We start from the raw sequence: 24485 nt of genomic DNA on the forward strand, positions 1-24485 counted from the left end.
CACAGATGAACAGGGTGTCTAGCGGGCCTCCCGATCACAATATGCTCCGCTCTACCACTGCTCTAACCTCATTTACCGAACTGCCTGAAAATATTTGACTATAACCGTTATCAAGAACTCGCTGTAGGTTAAACGCGCCGTCACATTGGGGTATGGCAAAAAACCTGTCGCTACAACGGATGATATTGAAACCATACATCCCCTCCTCAACTAATTCCACGTTGTGGATTTGGTCTACGCGGACGGGTAAACTATCGATTCTTTTTAACAGGTCTCTCAGATTGTCCCCCGTCACGCAAAAGCTATAACCACCTTTGTCCACCCGAGCTGAAGAGAATTCACCTTCACTCATCGGAATGGCATAAAAGCGCTTCCCACTGCGAATGACGTTCAATCCGCGAACATCATGCATCACTAGCCTAACTCCTTCATCTATCAAACCGACATCGGACGAAGAGGCCAAATTCACGGTGAATTGGCGCCTCCACGCTCTCAACAATCTAAGCATTTGAGAAGCAACCAGATACAGACGCGGATAGGGCGTTAAATACTTTGCAATAATCTTGACGATCCGTCTTGTGATCGACATACCATTATCCTCAATCGAACATCCGATGTAACAGCCATTGAGACCTTTAAGGCTGTTTGAGAAACTCAATGAAGGAGCCGCACTATCTACAAACTCGGCAATTGGAGACCAGTCGTGTAAGTTCATGATCTGGGAATGGGGTGTCGCCACAAAATAGCCACCTATTTCGAATACTCTCCCTCTTCCCGCTTGAAGCCGTGGCACCGGTTGCGGCACACTGGAAATTATTTTCGGCCAATCATCGTCACAGATTAAACATGTATTGAAATGTTCGCCCTGTTCTTCAAGAGCATTACTAGAACACGCTGATCGTTTATAATCAAAATAGATCGTTCGAACCTTACTCCAGAAATCTTCACTGAAAGCGCGCCCCGAAAATTCGACTTGAGCTTTATTGTAAGCCCTTAAACTCAACGATTCGTACTTGTTGGGATGATTAAGCAAATCACTAACCCTGCAAAACATTTGTTCTACGAGCGAATCCTCCAAATCAAGATTACGAGCATATCGATCAGTCATAACTCCGGATTCGGGGTCTCGCCGCCAATTGTTGGCATAGACGCCAGACAAAACTATCCCATCATTTCCGTCTACGACATAGCGGTTGGTCCCAATCGTATCGGAGACAATCGGTACGGCTCCCGCCGCCATAGCCTGCATGATTGAAACAGAATGTAGGGAAGCACTTGGAAGCAGCAAAAAATGTGCGGCGCGCATAAGTTCGTCAAGCTCGCCCGCCGTCAGATAACTCTCAATCCAGATGATGCTGCGGCCTTCGTGATAGCTCAACCAGTCTAAATCGACCCCATATTCCCACAACATCGCATTCGAAGGCCGGCCACAACGCATAATCAATCGCTCGTTTCCAGACTCGGCACATAGTGCCTGCCAAAAACGCAACACAAGATGTCCGCCACGTAGGAAAAAGTTGTCTGGGTTTTGATGCGCGGAATTGATGAACAAAAACCTAGCTGCCGCGAGCCCTTTTTTGGATTGCCTATCTCCGCCCGATACGCCAATGAATCCAATGCGCGATAAATGAAGCTTGGCATCAATGATCGGCGACGCAAAAAAACAGCTCAAATCCGTGATTGTCTCCGGTAAATGAGAGAAAATTCCAAGACACAGCGGATTTTCGAATATTCGCTTGTAATAAGCTCGTACCTGTTCTTGCGATTCCATGCTCCCGGTTCCTTGATGCGCAAATGGAAAAAAAACCGGCGCAAACGATTCGCAATGAAATACAAAAGGGCGGCACAAACTCGGAAACGGCGCGGTGTGATGAACTTCAATCTCACCGGGTAATAAACGGGTTAAAGCCTGATTGGCGGGCCAATAATGCGCAAAGTAATCCTTCTCGATAGGCGACAAGGAAACGTTTTCCAACTTAGCGGCATCCTTCGCAACTTCCGCGAGCAGGGATTCTCTGAACGCATTGTCACCGCGCAAAGATTGCGATAACTCGACATTGTCCCATGCCGCGATATTCAACCAGTCGGGCTTCTCTTCGAACAACGCCCGGTAGAGGGGATGAAAGCCATTCAGCGGTATGTAGTGTGTCAGGCTCCAGGGAATTGCGACGTTTAGTATCTGTTCGCTCATCGGGGGTTCCTCCGAAACAAACGCGATAGGAAACTCGCGTTACGAATGTCGAGCTTATTATTCAAGACCATAATTTGTTCTTCTTGTTTTTGTAGTTCACCTTGCAAGACCGCGTGCTGTTGAATAATGCTAGTTAAAGTATTCTGCAAACCTTTGACCACGGAGTCCTCAATTTGCAGGCTCAAAGCCTGTAGAGAACCTTCGATTTTTTCTCCGTATAAACGGGCCATATCATAAACGTTCTGTAACTGTTCCGATTGCGTTTGGATCGAACGCGTGCAGTCGTCTAGCTGAGCTTGCAACCCGGAGATATTTCCGTTGGCATTATTCGTCAGGCGAACCGCCGTCGAGATACCATCTATATCATCCATCAGAGTATCGACATCCCTTGCCATTAGAATAGCGTCCGGCGTGTAAAGGGACAGCAAGGTCTGTAAATTTTGCGCCAAATCGATCATGCCAACGGACTGACGCAAAGCGAAATAACGTCCCTTCCAGGCAACCAAATTGAAGCCTTTATACGTGTCAAAGAGACAAGGCTCTTCGGATTCCATCCAATAGGCCGGGGAAACGTTGTTCGTAGTGTTGGAATGCAACTCGAATCCCGTTTGGTTAAGCTGCGCCAATTGCCGGTCATAAGCCTTACGGCCAATCAATAATACGGACTTTAATTCGGCAAGCGTCGCTGCCGAAGGCAAGCGCGCAAGTTGCTGGGCCGTGCATTCGTCCAGAGCGATGACACCCGCCGAAAGAGGGGCGGCATAAAAACGGTGGGCATAGCGGACAAGGTTGCAACCCATGAAGTCTTGTTCCACGGTTAAAGGCATCTCGTTGAAGTCCTTGGCCGAATACCGCAACGGACGTGATTGGAATTCAGCAACCCGGCGAGGAATCAACGAGTCTCCCCTTACCGTGTAGCCGAAGCCGGAAAGAACATCAGCGCATCGATCAGCTAATTCGTCGATCAGGTTTGAAGGCAATTGCGAAAGATAGCCACCAATTCGGCCTTCACGAAAGGTCGCCGAATTCTGATTGAAGACCTGAGCCGCAATGTCTTTGGTAATACCGTCCGCCTGAAGTTTTAACTGTATAGCCCAAATCGATTTAAGTTGAGCGCGTGCCGAACCGCCGCCAGCTCCGCCCACCAGCTCCTCGAAAGCGATCGGGATGACATTAGGAAAATTCAGCCATGGCAGAAAACCGCCCACACGCTGCCTTAAGGAGCCCAACAACCATTCGTCGTCTACTAATTGCCGCACCCGATGTTCAAAATCCTTGCCGGAAAAATAGCCCGCAAAAACCGTTTTACCTTCGCGATGGTAGTAATGCGCCTCAGAGACCAGAATATCCAACGGGTGCCGGTAGACAAAAAGCACAGGGGTTTGAGTAACCGGATGGTGCCGATTACCAAATGGCGCTCGGCGCACCGAATCGATAAAGAAATCTCGGGCAACCGTATGCGAGTTACTGTATTCGATACAATACCAAGTGCCTGGCTTGGGAAAATCAGGGATTTGGATACCAGCAGCATAACCCAACGCTCGAGCAAACTCGTAGGCCAAATGCGTACCGGCCTTGGGGATAGAGACTATAAACAAGGGTTTGCGACTCATGTGCCAATCACTTTTCGGCGCAAAAATCCGGACCTGTTGCAGATCCAAACATGCCAACAACAGATCCCCAAGTTGCTCGCCCCGAGTTTCTGTAAACAACAACACGCGAGCTTGTTTTAGAACTTCCAGTGGTGGGATATCAGTGTGAGCAATAACCGATACACCTTCGTGAGTAGCATCCCGCACGATGGTATCCGCAAGCTCGCCGTGACCCACAAGATAAACAGGCCCGGTTAATGGCGGATTGTTGCGCAAGGCTTCTGCAAAGGCTGGCGCAGTCGGTTCGATAAATCTAAGTTCGCTGCCGTTTCCTTTCATTCCTTCACCATCAAAATGAGTTCGGAAAAAGAATCTGCAATTCCCGTAAAAGCAATGCCGGAGAGATTCGGCAAGCTAAAATCAACAGGCCCTAGCGCCTGTGGAACCGCATAATACTTGCCTTGAAAAAATACGACATTTGTCGTTCCCAGGCTATCCAACAAAAGTGGCTCCGAATATTTCTTCCCGGTATCGGCATTGGAGCCTCGATCAGCGTTGATGGCAGCAGTCATGGCGGATACAAACACTTCAAGCTCGGCATCGTTAGCGTAAAGCTCTGAAACCACCGACGTTATAGAATCTATCGCCGCCGTATCTAAACCGTCATTTTGCGCCGCGTTAATCCAGATAGCGGCCGCTTCATTAAAAATGCCGCACGCCTCCTCCGCCACATCCGACACTTCCATGACCAAACTTTCGTCGCGGCACGAGGACCGCTCGATGGCCGTATGGGTTCGCCAAGGATATTGGCGAAAACCAAAACGGGAAAAATCGATGTTGGACTTGTTGAAGGCAAATCCAAACAAATCTTCGTCGCCGTAATCACGAAATACTTCGCCCCGCCGAATATAGTCCTCAAGCGTTTGCTGAAATGGCGTGTAAGTGCTTTCGTCTAAAGGCGAGATGGGTCCGTAACCGTAGCGGGCGGCATACGTGTCGATACCGTGGTCGCGCAGAATATCAAGATGAGTATTGGTTATCCAATCCTTCCAACCCTCAACGATGCCATGCCCCCGACGCAGATTGTGCTTATGGGAGCCGGTTAGGTTCACGTGGTCGAGTTTTGCCCATAAGGCTTGCGCCTGAGGTACGCTTGTGTTGTAACCCAATTCGCCCGCAATACCGAGAATGGTCTTCACGGGACTGTCAATTAAGTCTTCCCAGCGCATCAAATAGTAGTTGTGATCTTGCTGAGTGAACTCTTCAAGGTAAGCCTTGAAAGGCGGCAGTAGCGCTTCGAAAAAGTTAAGATCGCTAAGCTTGTACAGAGCGAGGCGTTGTCTTAGAAAGTCGTTATCTTCCTGACAGGGAACAAAACGTTGGATATATTCGCTGGCCAGCGCATTGATCGAAAAACAGGCGGACGTTAACGTTCCCGCGGGATGACGCATTGATGCGAAACGCAAGCCCTTCGGGACATCAAGCGCGCTTAACCAAGCCGCCGGTCCAACGTGCGAATGGACAACCTCGTAATAATTGAGAATTTCGCGGGGATGAGAAGTAATTAAGGTGAAATCCCCGCCGCCACGCAGGCCGATATATTTTCGAAATCGAGCATCGCGAAACTCGGAACCGGCCAACCATTTAGGTCCTCCGGCCAATTGTCGAAAGTTGTAATTGTAAATGAGATCGTGCGACAAACCGCGGCGAATAAACACGTCTTCTATTCGCCGGGAAATCTGGAATCCGGCGGTGTCGCACAGCGCTTTGATGCTAAGCGTACGCCTATCCCGTGCCGGGCCGACAAGTTCAGCAATCACATTGATGAGTAAAGAGAAGCCGCTACGGGGATAACCTACCACCAACGGCCGTGGAGCTACCATTAAGCTACTGCTCATCCAGAATGTCCACAGCCACTAATTCAGCCACGACTTCAAGGTCAACAAAACCGACCGATTGCGGTGTATCCGAAAATTTCAATCGAGCCACTGAGCGTCGTACATCGACAAAACTATCTTGCCCATCGACAAATTCGTTACAACCGAGATTGAGAAAATATTCGCCCCCGGTAAGATGTGCTTGCCAATGAAATTTTAACGCCACATAGCCATCAGGTTCGATTTGAACAAAAGGATGTCCCATCATTGCCAGGTTGGTGCCAAAAACATAAGTTCCTTCAAGCGAAACGATGGCAAAACCGACAGAGAGTTGCACGAACTCGTCACTGACTAATTTGACGATCAGCTCGCAATTGGCATGCGAGGCAATCTCGGGAGGATTCAAATCTCCATCGACCACTAGATCGAAATCGACAATCCGGGCCTTACCGGAGCCCATTCTGGCTTCGTGACGGTTATAGGTAGGCTTGAAAGGGATTTTGTCGGTTTTGTCCGCCCTTTCTACGAAGAGCAAGGCCTTCTTTCGTTTAACGTTGCTATTCTTCGATATGTTTTGAGCCTCTCCAAACAACAACTTTTGATAATGATTAACAGCACTCGTGATCGGGCCGATGTGTACCAACTCTCCCCGATCCAGAACGACGCCACGACTGCAAATCCTTAACAGGGTGTCCGTGCTGTGGGACACAACCAAAATAGTCTTGCCTTGCTCCATGAAGTTTCGGATGCGTTGGAAACAACGGTGTTGGAATTTTGAATCGCCAACGCTCAGAGCCTCATCGACGACAAGGATTTCGGGGTCTATATGAATCGCCGCTGCAAACGCGACCCGGACAAACATTCCCGAGGAATAAAGCTTAACCGGTTGATCAAAGAATTCGCCGATGTCGGCAAATGCTGCGATATCGTCAATACGCTCCAGCATTTCCTGTTTCGAAAAACCTTGAATGGCGCCGTTCAAGATGACATTTTCGCGCCCGGTAAATTCGGGATTGAAACCAGCCCCCAACTCCAACAATGCGGAAATTCTGCCGCTGGACTTAACCTCTCCTCCAGTAGCCTGCATCACCGCGCAGATAATCTGCAATAACGTCGACTTGCCTGAACCGTTACGCCCCAAAATTCCGACGATTTCCCCGCGATGTACATCGAAACTAATATTCCTAAGCGCCCAAAACTCTTTGTGGTATTGCTTACGGAAGGGATGAATAGCCTCGATTAACCGTTCTTTCGGAGAAGAAAACAATCTGAATTTCTTACTAACGTTGCAAACTGATATTGCGGGCAACGACTCCATTAACCCCCCTCAATTTCAGTTAAATAACGCTTATTAATCACATTATGGCCCATTATTTTTCAAAGCATATCGGCAAACTCAGGCTTGAGCCGCCGAAAAATATAAGCGCCGAAAAATAGAATCGAAATTGTCACACACCAAAAAAAAACAGTATCCGTTAAATTTGGTAATTTCGGCTCAGGAAATATAAGTAAGCCACGATACCCTTCAACAATATAGTAAATTGGATTATAAGATAATAGATGGCGATAATTTTCCGGTAACAGTTCCATTGACCACACAATCGGCGTTAACCAAAACAGGACATTCAATATCACGGAAAGGGCTTGTGCTATGTCCCGGTAAAACACTTGTAGCGCGCAAAACAACCAACCCAGCCCGAGTAGCAATGTGGCGTTGCACAGCATGAAATAGACCACCAACAAACGCATCGGCGAAAATGCAATGTCATACCAAACTTGCATTCCTATCACAAAGATCATGAAGATCATATGCGGCACAATACCCGCCGTGATGAACACGAAGGGAAGTATTTCGGTTGGAAAAACGGTTTTCTTAATCAGATGAGCGTTACTGGTTACAGAACCAGTAATGGTGATCAAAGTTTCATTGAAATAAAACCAGACCATCAGTCCGGTGATGAACCACATAATAAAAGGTGAACCGGCGGGCGCGGCCGCTTTAAAACCTACCGAGAACACAAAATAAAACACGGCCACCGTAGAGGCCGGCTGAATGATCGACCATAACGCCCCTCCCATAGTCCCAACGTACCTACTTTGCAAATCACGCAAGGCAAGTGCGCCAATTAGTGACCGATACTTCATAATATTACTGACAATATCCAACATGGAATCAAGGCGGGGATTAGATTACCGGGCAAATTAATTTGGTTGAACCCAAACGCGCTATTAGCACGTTTAAAAAGCGGTAGCAGACCAACAAATCAACAATGTCTTCAACCATTCGACTCGTGTTCGATTAACCACTTATAAACCAGCACCAACGAACTGGCGTCTTCGATTTCACCCTCGGCAATCATTTGTAATACGGTGGATCGGTCGAAAAAGCGAAATTCGCCGTGGCCGAACTCCGGTTCAACCTTGACGGCTGCACCGGCATCGACCAAAGCGGCAAACAGCCGAGAGCGAGCCTGGATAACGCCTGCTTCCGGCGACAGCGACCCCAGATCCCTCAAACCGCCGGTCAATAGCGCCAACCCCGTCTCTTCCATCAGCTCGCGTTCCGCTATGGCGGCTGGGCTTTCGCCGGGTTCCCCATGCCCCTTGACCACTTCCCAGGACCAGCGCTGTAACGGGTGCCTTAGCACTCGCATCAAGCCAATAGCGTGCCCGGCAACCGGAAGTACCGCAACGCCGGCGACAGAGTCGTCGACTAAACAGCGAGGCACGACGCTCAGATAGCGAGGCACTTCGTTGCCGTGAGAATCGACGACGTGATCGGCATAAACCCGAAACAGCGCGTTTTCGAATACCTCTTGTCGCCCCAAAAGTTCGATCCGAAAGTTCTGGTCCGTTACCTTATCTTCGTGTTGCATGCCGTAGCTGATAGTTAGTTTGGTGTTGGATCAAACGTTGCCGTACATCGAATTCTTGATCATGGTAAAACCTTTGATCAATTCGGAGATACCGGCATCAAGGCTGACAGAGGTTTTGTAACCTGTTGCCTCGATTTTGGCGTTGGATACGATGTAGTTTCGTTGATCAGGATCCTTACCGACCGGCGCGTCGATGAACACGAAGTCGGGAATCTGCTTTTTGATTGTTTCGCATAATTCTTTTTTAGAGACGTTGGCTTCTGAAAGACCGACGTTGTAAATCTGACCCTTCATCGCGTCATAATTGGTAATCGCATGTTGGAAAGCGCGGGAAACGTCGCGCACATGTACATAATTGCGTTTGAAATAGCCTTCGAACAGCACGACGAATCGGTCGTTGACCGCGCGGTAGGTAAAGTCGTTGACCAATAAATCGACGCGCATTCTAGGCGACATGCCGAATACGGTCGCCAAACGGAAGCTGATTGCGTTTTCGCGCTGCATCAATTCCTGTTCGATTTTGACCTTTTCAATTGCATATTGCGAAATCGGACGCAACGGCGATTCCTCGGTACAAAAGTTGTTTTCATCGCCGGTGCCGTAAGCGCTATTCGTGGTCGGCATTAACACGATTTGATCCTTGGCCAACAACTTCAGCATCAGCGTTATTGCGTCGTGGTTGGTAGTTGTTGCGCCGATTGGATCCAGATTGCACAGCGGCGCACCCACCAGCGCAGCCAGCGGAATCACAATATCGGCATTTTTGAGCAACGGCGCGACATTTTTTTCCAAGCGGATGTCACCCTTGACGACCGAGAAATTCGGGTGGTGACAGACGTGGTTCAAACTGCTTTGCTTGAACATGAAGTTGTCCAGCACCGTAACTTTATGTCCTGTAGCCAGCAAGTCGGGTACCATGGTAGAGCCCAAATAGCCAGCGCCGCCGGTTACTAAAATGTTGTAACTCATAACTCTCCTTTCGGTTCGAAAAAATTCATTCGCCAAAGATTGCCGCTTCGACGCACTCGCACAGCGTATGTGCCAAGACTATGTGCAATTCCTGAATAGTGCTGGTCGCGGTTCCCGGGACGACTACTGCATACATCGCAAGTTCGCGGGCTTTGCCGCCATCGCGGCCGCAAAATGCGATGCTTGGTATCGACATAGCGCGGCACTGCGCCAGCGCTTGCAAGATGTTCGGCGACTGGCCCGACGTGCTGATGCCCAAAAAAACGTCATTGCCGCAGGCTTTGCCGGCCAGTTGCCTGGAAAATACGTGTTCGAAGCCGTAGTCGTTGCCGATTGCTGTCAGAATGGAACTATCGACGGTCAGGGCTTCTGCGGGCAACGCATCACGTTCCCGCGCCAGTTTACTGACGAACTCCGCCGCCAAATGCTGAGCATCGGCCGCCGAGCCGCCATTGCCGGCAATGTAGATGCGGCCACCGTTGCGATAACAAGCGATCACAGCTTCCACGGCCGCTCCGAATTCGGCTAACGCGTCGGTATCAGCCAACAGCCTGTTTTTGGCATCAATCGAGGCCTGAACATTAGTTATGAGGCGCGAAACTATATCCACTCCGACTCCCCGCTCAACACTTGCGCGGCGCGCGCGTAATCATCGGGAATGCCAATATCGATGAAGGTTCCCGGAAACTCGACACCGGTTAAACGACGGCCGGCAGTCAAAGCCGCTGGAAAAATATCGTCTTCGAGAGACCATTTGGCGTTCGGCGTAAACCGTTCTTCCAACAATGCGCTGCGCCGCAGGACGTACACTCCGCCGTTGGCCAGACTGCGGACGCCTCCTTTGCCGGACTGCAAACACTCGATGCGCCCGTCACCGGATACTTCCAACGCCATAAAGCGGCCTTCTTCGTTGGAACGAAACAACGAAAAACAGCAATCCGCATCGCTACGTTGTGCGAAACGCATCAACTGTTCCAAATCCACAGCGAAGAAAGTATCGCCGTTGAGCAAGAGAAAACGTTCGCCGACCGGGATGTTGCGTGCGGCTAATAGTACGCCCCCACCGGTACCCAAGGGGGTTTGTTCGACCACGTATTCGATCACCGCACCACGGTAATTATTACCGAAGTAATCAATGATCGCATCACACCGGTAGCCAACCGATAGAATGAAACGCTCCACGCCCTGAGTACGCCAATACTCGAGTAAAAATTCGAGAAACGGACGGCCATTGATTGGAGCCATCGGTTTCGGCAAATCGGGTACCGCGTGACGCAAACGCGTGCCCAAGCCGCCTGCAAGAACAATTGCCGTGGTCACGACGTCGCCATCAAGCTGCGTTGAGCAACGCGCACAGTTCGTCGACTTCGTCAAACCTCAAGTCGGGGAAATTGCCGATGTAAAACCCGTAAAAATGAACGTGTTCGGTATTCGGATATTCCAGATGATGGCCTTCGGGCACGATGCCTCTCAAATAAGGTTGGCGTATCTGATTGCCGCCGCCGGCGCTACCTCGGCGGAATTCGATGCCGGATTCGCGCATTTTTTTCATCACCCGTTGAACCAAATTATCGTCGGCCTCATTGAGGATCAGATTAAAAGCGTAATTGCTCGAACCCTCGAGTTTGAAATCGGTGCGGTATTTGGACGCATCAATTTTATCGAGAAAGCGCAGCAAATTTTCGGTACGGCGTTGCACGATCATATCGAGGCGCTTGAGTTGGCTACGGCCCATTATGCCGCCGATTTCAGTATTGCGGGTGTTATAGGCCGGATAGGCAAAAATGAAATCCGGGTTGAGCTGCGGATTTTCGTCGATGTAACGTGCCTTCAAATCATTGTCAGTCGCCTCGCGCACCATGCCGTGCGAACGCAACATGCGCACTTGCTGATAGACCTCGGGGTCGTTGGTGCAAACCATGCCACCCTCAATGGTGCTCATGTGATGGGCGTAGTAATAGGAAAAATTGGAAATCCAGCCGATACTGCCGAGCAATTTACCGTTATGGCGGGCGCCGTGCGATTCACAGACATCTTCGATCAACGGAATGTTGCGGCATTCAAGTTCCGCGACCAGTTCGTCGGTCAGGCCATCGAAACCTTGGACGTGAGTCAGAAACACGGCGCGGGTTTTGTCGGTAATTTTACTCAGAATTTGTTGAGTATCCATCGCCAGCGTTGCCGGATCGATGTCGGCAAATACCGGGGTGAATCCGTTCTGCAACACCGATGCAACATCCGATACCCAGGCCAGCGGCGGCACGATGACTTCGCCGCCTTCGGGATGGCGTATCTTCAACACCGCCATGGTCAGCAGGTTGGCCGATGCACCGGAATTCAGGAAAACGCTGTATTTCACACCCAGCCACTCCGACCACTCGGCCTCGAACGCGCGCACGTTTGCGCCATGAGTCAAAATCGGATCGTCCTGTTTGAGATGTTCGATCACTGCGTCGAGATCTTCGCGCAGAATGTTGTTACGCATCAGGGGGAATTTCATGTTGTCGAATACCCGGTTAATGAGAAAGTGATTGAATGAATGCCGCAACGCGCCGTTGCACGGCTTCCGGCCCTATGCCGACTTGTTCGTGTAATTCGGCCCGTGTACCCAGTTCGAAACGGTAGCCGCCATTGACCCCCAGATTGAGCAGTGTCAAGGGCAGTTTACGTCGGGCCAGGAAATCGAATAGCATGGCATCAACCCCTCCGCGACCACTAAAGCCTTCTTCCAGACTGACCAAGCCTTGATAGCCAGCGAGTTCGTCAGCTAATCGATCCGCATCGAAACGCGCAATGTCCACCAAATCGATGACACCGACATCGTGCTCGGGGTCTTGCTGAGCCGCCACCTTCAGCGCGGTATGTAACATGTAGCCGGTGGCCAGCAAACACACGCGCTGGCCGCGACGGTGAACGTGAAAACCCAATCGTAAGTCCGGTGCCGTTTGTTCGTAGATTACCGGCAATACCTGAGCGTCAAAGCGCAAATATTTGGGGCCGGTAGCCGATACGCAGCGCTCGAACAATGCTCCCGCCGTTACATGGTCGGCGGGTGAAAACACTTGGAAATTCGGCATCGCGCGCATAAGGGTCAAATCTTCGTAGCACTGGTGCGTCGGCCCGGAAACCACGTAACTATAACCGGCGCCGACGCCGATCAGGTTAACGTTAATCGGCCGCACTTCCGACAGCAATGCCAAGCTGACACGAATCTGTTCGTAGCAGCGCATGGTTATGAACGGCGCAATCGCGTAAGCAAACACGGTAAACCCTTCGAGCGCCAGACCGGCAGACACGTTGATCAAATTTTGCTCGGCGATACCGACGTTGACAAAACGGTCGGGGAAATCGGCGCGTATTTTATCCAGTATCGGCGAACCAAAATCCGCACTGACGAAAAATATTTTCGTATCCTGCCCCATCGCTTGCCAAACCCGATCAAGCAGAACGTCGCGCATCGGTAGCGGTTTGGTCGTCATGGCAATTGCTCCAGTAGACTGTCAATTAATTCCGGCTTGGGATTAAGAATGTGCGACAAAGGCGCATTCTCCAATCCCGGCACACCGCGACCTTTCAAGGTTTTGGCGATCAGCGCTTTCGGCTTACCGGCCGCCGTCACCTTCATCTCCAACAAACCCGCCTGCACAGCCAACACATCGTGACCATCGACTCGCCGACAATCCCAGCCAAACGCGGTTAAGCGCTCGCTTAGCGAATGGTGGCTGACGATATCATCGGTATAGCCGAGCATGCTGATACCGTTGTCGTCGATGATGAGATTCAGATTGTCGAGCCTGTGTTGAGAGGCAAACATCGCGGCCTCCCAATTGGCTCCTTCGTGCAATTCGCCGTCACCTGACACGACGAACACTTGTCGGTCACTATCGAGCCGCTTCAAGCCCAGAGCCATACCGGTGGCTACGCCCAGGCCATGGCCGAGCGAACCGTTGACAGTCTCATAACCAGGAATCACCGGATCGGGAATACCGCCCAAAAAACCGCCGCTATGGCAAACCCTCAACAATTCATCTTTCGAAAAAAAACCAAGATCGGCCAAAATCGGATACATACAAATTGAACCGTGACCCTTGCTGATCACGCAACGGTCACGATGCGCCGCCAATGGCTGAGAGGCATCGAAACGCAATACGCCTCCGTAATACAACGCGACAAAAATTTCAACGGCTGATAGCGACGAAGCAAGCCGAGTCTCGGGCGCGCGACGGTGGATCGCGAGCGTCTCTCTCCAGACCCAATCGGCCTTGGCGCGCAAATCAAGGGTTTCGGAATTCACAGCAGCGCCTCCATTTCGGCGTTGGTTCGGTAATGGGTCGAACCGTTGGTCTCCCCGGCATGAAGACCAAGACATAAGAACTGGTGCATCACAATTAAAGTCCGTTGGGTTGGTAGAGAACTACACGGCTGCCGGAGTCTTCGAAATTGAACGGCACGTGAATCAGCTTGTCGAGGCGTTCGCGAATCGCGGCCTGTTTCTCCGGTTTAGCAAACAACAACAAGAAACCACCGCCACCAGCACCCAAAATCTTGCCGCCGATGGCGCCGGCATCCATTGCCGCATTGTATATTTCGTCGATCTCTGGGGTGGACACCCGTTCAGACAAACTGCGTTTGTAATGCCAACTGGCATCCAACAGCCTACCGAACGATTCGATGGGTTCGCGGCCGTCCTGCAGCAATGCGATAGCCTCGTCGACCATCGCCCGCATCAGCTTCAGCTCTTTCTCGCGATTTTTCAAATTGTCGATTTTCGACTTCGCGACTTCGGAGGCAATACGCGAGAAGCCGGTAAAGCACAGCATCAAATGCTGACGAAGCTCTTGTTGGCGCTGTTGCGGGAGAATCACCGGCGCAACGTCGAAGGTATCGTTGGTATGAAACTCGATCCGGTTGAAACCACCGAAGGCCGCCGACACTTGATCTTGGGAACCGACATTCTCACCAATCAAGTTTTGTTCGATGTGAATCGCGTCCCTAGCCAATCCATCCTTGTTGGTCATTCGTCCTTGCAAGGCTTGCAAGGCGTTCAACAAGCCGACGGTAAACGACGAGCTGGAACCCAAGCCGGAACGGGCAGGTAGGTCGCCATCGTGATGAATTTCCAGGCCTTCCTCAACATTCGCCCAGTTAAGCACCGCGCGAACCGCGGGATGTTGAATTTCGTCGTTATGTTTGACGTTTTCGATCAGGGAATAGACGATGCGGTGTTTATGGTCGAAAAACGGCGGCAGACGGCGGCAACTGATGTAGCAATATTTGTCGATCGAGGTCGACAGCACGGCGCCGCCATGCTCACGATACCAACCCGGGTAGTCGGTGCCACCACCGAAAAACGAAATCCTGAACGGGGTTCTGGTGATAATCAAGTGCTTAATCTCCCAACAATTTCCGCTTAAGGCGGATGCTCGCCATGTCCTCGATATTCTTGCGCTCCTGCACGCCGAAACGGCGCTCGGCTAGCTCAAGATAAGCGGGATTTGAAAAATAGGTTTGCCATGCCTGATCACGGAAGCGCAACACATCCTCCGAACTCAAATACTTGGTCGGCAACGGTTCGCATTCATACGACAGGAAGGCAAAGCCTTCGTAAGTCTTGGGCAGTTTCCAGCCGTTGCGTTTGGCAATATGGTACATGGGACTGCCCGGCAAGGCCTGACAAGGATACATGTTGGCCATCTCGGTATTGAGCTCGATGGCAAGATCGAGCGTTTGCTGCATCGTTTCCAGCGTATCATCCGGGAAGCCAAAGATATAGTTGCTGATGATGCTGATGCCGGCATCGCTGATCGTGTCGCACACGTCACGGATATTGACTTCCTTGAACGACCCCTTGGAAACTTCTTGACGCACCATCTGATTACCCGCCTCGACACCCAATGCCAGCCAATTTACACCAGCGCGCTTGAATAAATCGAGCGCATTGCGCCTGACAGTATCGACGCGGGAATAGGTCCACATATTAAAGTCGAAACCTCTATCGACCACGTTTTGCAGTATGGGCTCGTAGTACTTACGATTGAGAAAGAACATTTCGTCGCTGATGCGTAGCGTGCGAACGCCAAGCGTCGCCAGTTTTTCCATTTCGCGAATCACCCAGGCTGGCGACCAAAAACGCATGCCGCGGGAATGCGAGGCATCAATGCCGACGCTGTTATCGGACCGATTGACGATGTTGATCATGCAGAAATCGCAACCGAAATTACAACCTAGCGAGGTGTAAATAGCCGCGAACGGTGTGCGTTTATCGTGGCTGAACTCGGCATGCCAGAAATGCGCCCGGTAAAGGTCGAGTGGCTTGTCGCGGTAAGGCAGCAAATCCCAAGCATAACCCGGCAGGTCTTCGTCCATCCGTTCCTGCGGTACCACAGACTGAGGCGGGTTGAGCACGGGCAAGGCCGAAGAGCCCTGTTTATAGCCGATGCCCTTGACATGCGCCAAGTCGCTCTCGAGATTGCCTCTCAACAGATTATGCAATGCGTAAACGCCTTCGTTGAGCAACACAATATCGACGCAATTATGAGCCAGAACGTCCAACGGCAAAGCACTCGTATGAGAACCAACGAAGGCAATCCGTATTTGGTTACCAACAGTATCCTTAAGCGCGCTAGCCAGAGCCAATGCACCGATCATGCTGGTTGTTCCGGAATTGGGATTTTGCCCGTAGACGACGAACACTACCAGACGTGGATTGAACTCATCAATGCGTTGCACCGATTGTTCAAGCGTCAAACGCTCAGCGTCGCAATCCATCAAGGCGACATCAAATCCCTTGCTTCGGCATGACTCCGCCAGTAACAGTGCCCATGTAGGGGGCTCGATAGCTGAATAGGTTTTAGCGAGATCCTGATAAGCCTTATTAGACGAATCTGGGTTTATGAACAATACATCCATCTAGTATTTAAATATGTAGGGCCAAGGACTGTTGCGACTCATCTAGATAACCGAAAAAACACAATCTAAAGCATCGACGCTTTTGTAATTGCGCTTCAATTTTCATTCGGCATCAATTGTCATACGCTGTAAAAAAGTCTCTCCAGGGACAGCTGACTCGTACACGATAAAACACCCTTACACTGCTTGCCGAAGCCTTAGTAGCGTTGTATATATTACGGTGTGCCCGCCCGCTTCTCTTTAAAATTGAAAACTCAATCAATTTAATAAATCGGTTCGATTTCAAACCAATAATAGCATCCTTGACTAGCTTCTGGTGCTAGTTGATTTAAGAGCCCGTTAAAAACGCAATTCGGTCAAAAATCACCCTCCAAATATAGCCTTACCATTAAAGCTTACTCATCGGCAACAACAAAAAATCAATAAATTATAGACAACATTTTGTAGCAACCATACTTATGGTTACTCAACGTGAAAAATAATTTCAATAGACTGTTGAAAAGGCGATTAGCAGAAGATAAAACGTAAGTATTTGACCAGAAACTTTATACTTTATCTCTGAATTATTGTATTTATTCAACACGATATTAAGAGCTTAAAATGTTTTTTGTAAAAAAGCAATCTACGTTGCCAACCCATTTAATAAGAGCCATGACTTACTTCATTCGATACAACCATGATCGATCAGCTCTGAATCGTCAAAATTAACCAAGCATTATTTGCACAGCGATCCTACACCGTATCACCCCGATCTTGCCCGCTTCCACCTATAGACAGATTTAAGTTCGAAGGCTTCTGGTGATTAAAACAGAAAAAATGGTCGTGTCAAAATCCATCCTAACCGAATTGTTCAAGATCTTACTCGGGTTATCAACAATCCGAGGACCTAATTGGTGAAAACGGCCTGCTCCGGGGAGTCGCTATTTTTGCCGAAAGATTTTTTCGGGCATCCTGCTGGAAAAAATCGGCAAAAATGACGCGACCGCTTATGCCTTCGGCGCCCCGATTCGTCCGCGTCACCTCGTTCCGACCCAACAAGGGGTCGAAACATCGGCTCTCGCATGACTTAACGCCGTGTCGCGATGCCTTGCAGGTTTTCTCCGCTTCGCTGCGAAAACCCGCCCGGCGCTACGGCTATCGGGGACTAAAAATCTTCACTTCGCTGGCGCTCCGTTTCCAAGATTTTCAGCGGACGCAATTTCCCCAAGACCAAAAGCTATCTTGCTCGGTGATACCGAGCATAATGCGCAAATCGGGCTTAGCTTCAGAACGAAGTAGCGCTTGCCGCCGCGTGCTATCACCCCCGGCTATGGCATCGAACAACCAAGCCACCCCAAACCGGAACAACTGGCTTTTTCGCGCTTATCCACGTGAGTTTTTACGTTTCGATCCGCCAGCAATCCGGCGCACTACATTGTTTAGCGTTATGTCAGCGGGCACTGAACACGCGAGATTACTAATGCTGTTGCCGCTACTGACCTTAGCTGGCGGATTTGAAACTGAAGGTAGCCGTTTTACAGTGGCTCACCGCCTCCTCTCCAGGCTGAAGCTAAACTGGGATTTCGAAACCGCGCTTGTATTTTTGTGGGACTGATCACGGCGCAAGCCTGGCTCATGCCGCTCAGGGACCGGGAAAGCCGCTCACTGCAATTGCGCTTCGCCGATCATTTAAGACAACGGCTTTATGATGAGGCAGCCCATTCGCGCTGGAGCTTTCTAACAGACCAGCACAGCGACGAAATTTTCAACGCTCTCACTTCCGAGACGCAGAGAATCGGCATCGGCACCTTTTTCCTTATGCACCTATTTACCCTATCTCTGCTGGCACTTGCCTACCTGTCCGTCGCCTTCCGCATGTCGCCCCTCTCACTCTGCTTGCACTGGGCATCGGTTTACTGCTTTGGCTTTTGCTAAGGAGCACGGACAGAGCAAGCAGGGAAAGCGGCATACTGCCAGGAGAAGCGAACCGCAACCTGCTCACCAGGACACAGGACTTACTGTACGCGTTGAAGCTCATAAAAATACACGACGAGGAAGCATGCCACATCCGCCGTTTCAATGATGCAGTCACCGACGTCAACCGGCGATTTATCGATTTCCAAAAATGCTGAACCCGCGCACAAATGACCTACCGCATGGGCGGTGCCGTTGCGCTTGCCTTACTCAGTGAGCGCCCACCCTGATCGACTTGACGCCTGCCCGTTTGCTTAACGATTGCCATATTCGCCCGTATGCGACCCCACCTTTCTGAAATCGCCGGCGGTCGACAGCAATTACTGCACGTGCTGCCAGCGTTTTCGGCCCGGCAAAACCTATTGGCGGTTACCTCGCAAACCGCGACTTTCGGCCTCCCCATGATAAGCCTGCACGGCTATACATCTTCTCCTTGCACTGAGAATCAAAGTGAGAAGCTGATGAAAGAGGAGCGTCAGCCTTACCATGCTAGATCGCCCGAGGAACAGGCTCGAGCTAAGCCGATGAGGCCGCTATCGTAGCCAAGAGACGAGATGAGGGTGAAATTGCTTTACTAGACAGAAAGTATCGGGATGCTTTGGAGCGAAGGGATATGCAAACGGCCAATTCTCTTAAAAGTTTGATAGATACAAAATTAAAAATCCTCAAAGGAGTACCAGACAGTTATAGCGATAAATTGAGTGATCAGGCAGCAGCGTTACATGGGCAAATGTCTGCTCGACAAGCTGAAATGAATGCTCGTATCCAAGGTCAAAAAATGCAGATGGAGAGTCAGATGCATCGTATGGAAACTCAAATGCTGCAACAGCAACAGCAGCAGCAAATTCAGCAGCGTCTATTCCAATGATGCCATTATCACCTGTTTAGATTGGCATCCAGAGAGAGTCAGAAATAGATCATATACCCCTAGCTTACCAAACGCCCCCAGATCTAACCATCCCCCCCCCAGGGTCTAGGAATTAGAAATTGACCAGGAACTTGCTTGGACTGACAGGAAGAAAGGAAAAAAATGAAGTAAAGTAGATACAGGCAAGGCGAAACCCTGTCCTTTTTTTGTCCTTTTTAAACGGACGAACAGCTAGTATTGATTGACTTGCAGAATCAGATCTTTGGAGAATTTCTTATCTATCAGACTGATAAATAAGTTGGAATGGTGGGGTGAACGATGGGGCTCGAACCCACGACAACCGGAATCACAATCCGGGACTCTACCAACTGAGCTACGCTCACCATAATGATGAATTTTTGCGATGGCACGCTTGGCAGGACTCGAACCTGCGACCCTCGGCTTAGAAGGCCGATGCTCTATCCAGCTGAGCTACAAGCGCAAATCTTGGTCGGGGTAGAGAGATTCGAACTCCCGACATTCTGCTCCCAAAGCAGACGCGCTACCAGACTGCGCTATACCCCGAATTGACCTTCTTATTATCCCGAAGAGCAGAAGCACTCCAGAAAGATCGCTATCATAAAGACATAGATTAATTACGTCAACAGATTTTTTACTTTTCACTAACAAACTCTTTTTAGCCTATTACTGATCAGCACAAACATCGACATAATGTATTTGAAGTTTTAATCCACGACGCAGTCCAGTCCGTCCACTTTTTGGAAGCCACGCGGCAATGCTGTGCCACGATTGGCACGATGACCGGTATATTGAGCAATATCCATAGCTTTGAGCGTGACATGCCGTTTACCGGAGACGATTTTCAATTCGCTGTTCGCCGACAGCGCTGTTACCGCAACCACCGCATCCTTACCGGAAGCCAAGTCCCCGCCAGGAATCTGAATCAGCTTATTCCCCTTGCCTTTCGCCAGCTCGGGCAGATCCAACGCCGGAAATATCAACAATCTGCCCTGCAATGTTGCAACCGCCAGCAAGTCGTGACCAGTTGGAATTGACGCTGGGGTTAAAACTTTGGCGCCAGTCGGCAAACTCAACAGGGCCTTACCGGCCTTATTTTTACTTTGCAGTTCTTTTAACTGCACTCGAAAACCATAACCTGCATTGCTAGCAATCAACAACCAATCGTCAGGCTGCCCGGTGAACACATCGGTAAACAAACTGCCGGGCGGCGGATTAAGCCGACCTGTCAGCGGCTCACCCTGACTGCGCGCGGACGGCAGATCGTGGGTGGTAATCGTATAGACCCGCCCGGTGGAATCCAACACATAAGCAGCCTGGGTAGTTCGGCCTCGCGCTGACGACAAATAGGCATCGCCGGCTCGATAGCTGAGACTTTCCACCTCGATGTCGTAACCCTTCGCAGCGCGTATCCAGCCTTTTTGCGACAGAATAATAGTGACCGGCTCATTGGCGATTAGCTCTGTGGTATCCAACGCCTGCGCAGCATCACGCGCGACGATGGGCGAACGACGATCATCGCCGTATTTTTCCGCGTCGCGCTCGATTTCCTTGCGGATCAGACGATTCAGCAATCGCTCGGAACCCAAGGTTTTTTCCAGCGCCTGCCGTTCTTGCTCCAATTCGTCTTGTTCGCCGCGAATCTTCATTTCTTCCAGCTTGGCTAAGTGGCGCAGCTTCAGTTCAAGGATGGCTTCGGCTTGCAAATCGCTCAAGCCAAACCTCTCCATCAAAACCGGCTTGGGATGATCTTCGGCTCTGATGATGGCAATCACTTCGTCGATATTCAGATAAGCGATGAGCAAACCTTCCAGAATATGCAAACGTGCCAGCACTTTATCCAAGCGATATTGCAAACGGCGGCGCACGGTTTCGGTTCTGAAGCTGATCCATTCGGTCAAAATCATCCGTAGATTTTTGACCTGCGGCTTCCCGTTCAAACCGATCATATTCATATTGACCCGGTAATTTTTCTCCAGATCAGTGGTGGCGAATAAATGCGACATTACCGCATCGACATCGATGCGCTTGGTCTTGGGAATAACCAGCAAGCGGGTGGGATTCTCGTGATCGGATTCGTCGCGTAAATCCTCGATCATTGGCAGCTTTTTTGCCAGCATTTGCGCGGCAATTTGTTCCAGCAACTTGGCGCCGGAGACTTGATGCGGCAAAGCGGTGATGACGATGTTGCCATCTTCCAGCTCATATTTGGCACGCATCTTCACCGAGCCATTGCCGGTCGCATACATTTTTTGAATATCGGCGGTAGACGTGACGATCTCGGCATCAGTTGGATAATCCGGCCCCTTGATATGCGTCAGCAGGTTTTCCAGTGGCGTTTCAGGATCGTCCAGTAATTGCAGACAGGCGTTGGCGACTTCGCGCAGATTGTGCGGCGGAATGTCGGTGGCCATACCCACTGCAATGCCCATGGTGCCGTTCAACAGCACATTCGGCAAGCGGGCCGGCATCAGGCTGGGCTCTTTCAAGGTGCCGTCGAAATTGTCGGTCCAGTCCACCGTGCCTTGACCCAATTCGCTGAGCAGGGTTTGCGCATAGGCGGTTAAGCGGGATTCGGTATAACGCATCGCCGCGAAGGATTTTGGGTCGTCCGGTGAACCCCAGTTGCCCTGGCCGTCGATTAACGGATAGCGATAAGAAAAGTCCTGCGCCATCAACACCATGGCTTCGTAGCAAGCAGAATCACCATGCGGATGGTATTTACCCAGCACGTCACCGACGGTGCGTGCCGATTTTTTGTACTTGGCCAGCGCGGTCAAACCCAGTTCCGACATCGCATACACGATCCGGCGCTGTACTGGTTTCAGGCCGTCGCCGATGTGCGGCAAAGCCCGGTCCAAAATCACGTACATGGAGTAATCCAGGTAGGCTTTTTCGGTGAATTCTTTTAGCGGGAGTTGTTCGAAGTTTTCCTGTACACCCATTGTTTTGCGAATATTCCTGTGTTGTAAGCCGGCGAATGGCGGCGCGATATAGGGTCGCTAAAATACCATAGTCACGAAAGGATGGCGTATCGGAAATCGGATGCAGTCAGCTGGACAAGCCTGGCTGGACCAGGAAAGACGCGGAAAAATCTCACGCGAGCACAAGGCAAGGCAAGTAATTTATCAAGCTCTGTTACTATGCAATTTACAGCGACATTAACCAAGGGCAAACGTGACTGAAACCAACTCCACCAAGGTCAATTGCCAAAACTGCAAGCTGTCCGAATTATGTTTGCCATTTGGTCTACAACAGTCCGAAGTCGAAGAACTGGTGAATATAATTCGCGAACGGCGGCCGCTGCATATTGACGATTTACTTTATCGGCAAGGCGATACTTGTCGCAGTTTGTATGCCATTAAATCAGGCTCTTTCCGGAGCTTTATCGCTAACGCGGAAGGCGAAGAACAAACCATGGGATTTTATTTGCCCGGAGAATTGATGGGGCTGGATTCGCTGCAATATGGACGTTTTACTTGTACCACAGTTGCGCTGGAAACCGCCTCGGTTTGCGAACTGCCGTTAAGCAATCTCAATGAATTATGCGGCAAGATACCTAGCTTACATAGCCAGCTGATGCGAATTTTAGGTAAGGAAATTGCGTCCGATCACGACAAGATTATCTTGCTTGGACATCGCTCCGCTAAGGAACGGATGGCGACTTTTTTATTGATGCTCTCGCAACGCTATGCAGCATTGGGTTTTTCCAGCACCTCATTCAATTTAACGATGAGCCGTCTGCATATCGCCAATTTTCTGGGTCTGACGATTGAAACAGTCAGCCGACAGCTTGCTTATTTAAGCCAACAAGGGGTTATTTCCGTTAAGCAACGCGGGATAAAAATCCACAATTTAAGCGCGTTGAGAACCGCGGTTAATTCTTGCACTATAAATTGCACAGCCCACGCCGGTGTCCCGGATTGATATTGCCGGACCGAAAAGACACGGCAATATCGCATTCCAAGCTAAAGCCGCTTATTTAATTTCTTTAGAGGAATCAGCTTTTGGTTTGCTCGGGCCAACACCTTGCTCGCCGCATGCGGCCAGGGTGGTTACTGCGATAACTAACAATAATACTTGGCTGATTAATTTCATAAGTTTTCCGGTTGTGACGATGTTTTTATAATTCGCCTTTGCCGCGCAACTGCGCATTATCAAAGGAGATGCACTTCAAGCCATAAGGCTTGGACAACATCATGACATTGATCGGATAAGGCCATTTGATCGATGTCAAATGGCTGTAAAATGCCAGGAATATATTTAATAACCGCGCAGCAGTAGAGATAAAATAGCGGCCCGTCAGATCGGTTGGTCTTATCAAAATGCCCCCAACAGCGTTAAATTCCTACTCCGAATAGCATCTGCAAAAACCGCAGACGCTGAAATCACCGGCCGGACATTTCTGACAATGTCTTGTAAAGAAATCTGACATCAAAAATCACATGAGTACATTAAAAAGCTTTTTAATCGCGACCCTTTGTATAGCAGGCCAAAGCACGCTTGCTGACAGCCCCTCTTGGAAACCTGACCTACCCAAGGCTAAAACCGCGTTCGAACGAGAAACACGTGTAGCGTTGCGGGAAGGACACCACATCGAACCCACTATTTTTCCGGGCTTTTATGCCGTCCGCTCGGGGCAGCCGGGTGCTCCTTCCGCCTATTTTCGAGAAGATATGGCTTGGCTGGGAAATGTAAGAACTCAAGGCTGGAGCATTCGCTCCCCCTTGGAAAACAACTCAGAAGGAAAAAGAAATTGGCTGAAAGAACAGATCAAGTATCTGCCATTTGAAAATCTTATTTTTATTCAACGCCGAAAACCGGCAGTGGCGGTAATTTGGTCGGCTCCGGATTGTCCATTTTGCCGAAAACTTGAAAGAGCCTTTGAGCAAGAAGATGTTTCCGCTTTTGTTGCACCGGTTGGATTAACCGAAGACGGCTACCGGCAAGCAGCCAATATTTATTGTTCTAGCAATGCCGCAAAATCCTGGCAGGCAATGATGCGCGAAAATGCACCTAGTGAACCTGCTAGCCCGGGTTGTTCATATCCGCACGAAATGATGAACGATATTGGATTTTTCTTTGGGATGGGGCGAATGGTGACACCTATCGTCGTCTTCGCGGACGGCTCTACTATGAGCGGCTGGGATGATCACCAGGCTCTCGCATTGCTACGTGAGAAAATTAAGCAGCAACTATTTTTTCCGAATCCTAACACCCGCCGGTAACGCT

Annotated in this window: 20 protein-coding genes and 3 tRNA genes; 4 read left to right on the forward strand and 19 right to left on the reverse strand. The window is 50.1% G+C overall.

The annotated features are described in order from the left end of the window. Positions 1-34 precede the first annotated feature (34 nt). From METH11B_RS0112240 to METH11B_RS0112305, 14 genes are all read right to left on the reverse strand, one after another. The gene (locus METH11B_RS0112240; RefSeq protein ID WP_026602258.1) at positions 35-2191 is read right to left on the reverse strand and encodes a glycosyltransferase; all 2157 of its coding nucleotides are present in this window, start codon (positions 2189-2191) and stop codon (positions 35-37) included. Next, complete coding sequence (locus METH11B_RS0112245) at positions 2188-4059, reverse strand: hypothetical protein (RefSeq protein WP_155931117.1); 1872 nt, start codon at positions 4057-4059, stop codon at positions 2188-2190. Before METH11B_RS0112245 ends, METH11B_RS0112240 begins: the two co-directional genes overlap by 4 nt. A gap of 59 nt (positions 4060-4118) precedes the next feature. Next, positions 4119-5603, reverse strand: coding sequence for a hypothetical protein (locus tag METH11B_RS0112250; protein ID WP_155931118.1), 1485 nt, complete (start codon positions 5601-5603; stop codon positions 4119-4121). A gap of 67 nt (positions 5604-5670) precedes the next feature. Then, positions 5671-6978, reverse strand: a complete 1308-nt coding sequence (locus METH11B_RS26730) for an ABC transporter ATP-binding protein (protein ID WP_036275920.1) — start codon at positions 6976-6978, stop codon at positions 5671-5673. A gap of 59 nt (positions 6979-7037) precedes the next feature. Continuing rightward, positions 7038-7829 (reverse strand): ABC transporter permease, encoded by a 792-nt coding sequence (locus METH11B_RS0112260; RefSeq protein WP_036275922.1) that lies wholly within the window; start codon positions 7827-7829, stop codon positions 7038-7040. 107 nt (positions 7830-7936) lie between these two features. Continuing rightward, entirely contained in the window at positions 7937-8536 is a 600-nt protein-coding gene (locus METH11B_RS0112265; protein ID WP_026602263.1) for an NUDIX hydrolase, read from the reverse strand. A gap of 30 nt (positions 8537-8566) precedes the next feature. Further along, the gene (locus tag METH11B_RS0112270) at positions 8567-9505 is read right to left on the reverse strand and encodes an NAD-dependent epimerase/dehydratase family protein (protein ID WP_026602264.1); all 939 of its coding nucleotides are present in this window, start codon (positions 9503-9505) and stop codon (positions 8567-8569) included. A 25-nt stretch (positions 9506-9530) separates the two neighbouring features. After that, entirely contained in the window at positions 9531-10115 is a 585-nt protein-coding gene (locus METH11B_RS0112275) for a D-sedoheptulose-7-phosphate isomerase (protein ID WP_026602265.1), read from the reverse strand. After that, positions 10106-10825 (reverse strand): nucleotidyltransferase family protein, encoded by a 720-nt coding sequence (locus METH11B_RS0112280; protein ID WP_026602266.1) that lies wholly within the window; start codon positions 10823-10825, stop codon positions 10106-10108. The genes METH11B_RS0112275 and METH11B_RS0112280 overlap by 10 nt, the downstream gene beginning before the upstream one ends. Before the next feature lie 10 nt (positions 10826-10835). Beyond that, entirely contained in the window at positions 10836-12005 is a 1170-nt protein-coding gene (locus tag METH11B_RS0112285; RefSeq protein WP_036275926.1) for a DegT/DnrJ/EryC1/StrS family aminotransferase, read from the reverse strand. Positions 12006-12021: 16 nt separating this feature from the next. Continuing rightward, entirely contained in the window at positions 12022-12984 is a 963-nt protein-coding gene (locus METH11B_RS0112290; protein WP_026602268.1) for a transketolase family protein, read from the reverse strand. Beyond that, complete coding sequence (locus tag METH11B_RS0112295) at positions 12981-13799, reverse strand: transketolase (protein WP_026602269.1); 819 nt, start codon at positions 13797-13799, stop codon at positions 12981-12983. The genes METH11B_RS0112290 and METH11B_RS0112295 overlap by 4 nt, the downstream gene beginning before the upstream one ends. Positions 13800-13893: 94 nt before the next feature. Beyond that, positions 13894-14889 (reverse strand): GHMP family kinase ATP-binding protein, encoded by a 996-nt coding sequence (locus tag METH11B_RS0112300; protein ID WP_026602270.1) that lies wholly within the window; start codon positions 14887-14889, stop codon positions 13894-13896. A 4-nt stretch (positions 14890-14893) separates the two neighbouring features. Next, the gene (locus tag METH11B_RS0112305) at positions 14894-16414 is read right to left on the reverse strand and encodes a B12-binding domain-containing radical SAM protein (protein WP_036275929.1); all 1521 of its coding nucleotides are present in this window, start codon (positions 16412-16414) and stop codon (positions 14894-14896) included. A 1584-nt stretch (positions 16415-17998) separates the two neighbouring features. On the opposite strand from METH11B_RS0112305, the gene METH11B_RS0112315 reads away from it, so the two are divergent. Both METH11B_RS0112315 and METH11B_RS0112320 read left to right on the forward strand, forming a co-directional pair. After that, positions 17999-18328, forward strand: coding sequence for a hypothetical protein (locus METH11B_RS0112315; protein ID WP_155931119.1), 330 nt, complete (start codon positions 17999-18001; stop codon positions 18326-18328). Positions 18329-18980: 652 nt separating this feature from the next. Then, positions 18981-19235, forward strand: a complete 255-nt coding sequence (locus METH11B_RS0112320; protein WP_026602273.1) for a hypothetical protein — start codon at positions 18981-18983, stop codon at positions 19233-19235. A gap of 307 nt (positions 19236-19542) precedes the next feature. On the opposite strand, the gene METH11B_RS0112325 is transcribed toward METH11B_RS0112320, so the two are convergent. The 4 genes from METH11B_RS0112325 to parC form a co-directional block, all read right to left on the reverse strand. Next, positions 19543-19618: transfer RNA gene (locus METH11B_RS0112325), tRNA-His, on the reverse strand. Between the two features lie 21 nt (positions 19619-19639). Further along, positions 19640-19716, reverse strand: a tRNA-Arg gene (locus METH11B_RS0112330). Positions 19717-19722: 6 nt separating this feature from the next. Then, a tRNA-Pro gene (locus tag METH11B_RS0112335) sits at positions 19723-19799 on the reverse strand. Between the two features lie 161 nt (positions 19800-19960). Then, positions 19961-22198, reverse strand: a complete 2238-nt coding sequence (parC, locus tag METH11B_RS0112340; protein ID WP_026602274.1) for a DNA topoisomerase IV subunit A — start codon at positions 22196-22198, stop codon at positions 19961-19963. 232 nt (positions 22199-22430) lie between these two features. Here parC and fnr point away from each other — a divergent pair, with 232 nt between their 5' ends. After that, positions 22431-23180 (forward strand): fumarate/nitrate reduction transcriptional regulator Fnr, encoded by a 750-nt coding sequence (gene fnr / locus METH11B_RS0112345; protein ID WP_026602275.1) that lies wholly within the window; start codon positions 22431-22433, stop codon positions 23178-23180. Between the two features lie 196 nt (positions 23181-23376). Here fnr and METH11B_RS0112355 read toward each other — a convergent pair whose 3' ends face one another. After that, on the reverse strand, positions 23377-23577 hold the full coding sequence (locus tag METH11B_RS0112355; protein WP_026602276.1) for a hypothetical protein: 201 nt from the start codon (positions 23575-23577) through the stop codon (positions 23377-23379). Positions 23578-23698: 121 nt separating this feature from the next. Between METH11B_RS0112355 and METH11B_RS0112360 the strand changes: the two genes are divergently transcribed. Beyond that, on the forward strand, positions 23699-24481 hold the full coding sequence (locus METH11B_RS0112360; RefSeq protein WP_026602277.1) for a thioredoxin fold domain-containing protein: 783 nt from the start codon (positions 23699-23701) through the stop codon (positions 24479-24481). Positions 24482-24485: the final 4 nt, after the last annotated feature.

The sequence above is a fragment of the Methylomonas sp. 11b genome, assembly GCF_000515215.1.
Taxonomy (GTDB): domain Bacteria; phylum Pseudomonadota; class Gammaproteobacteria; order Methylococcales; family Methylomonadaceae; genus Methylomonas.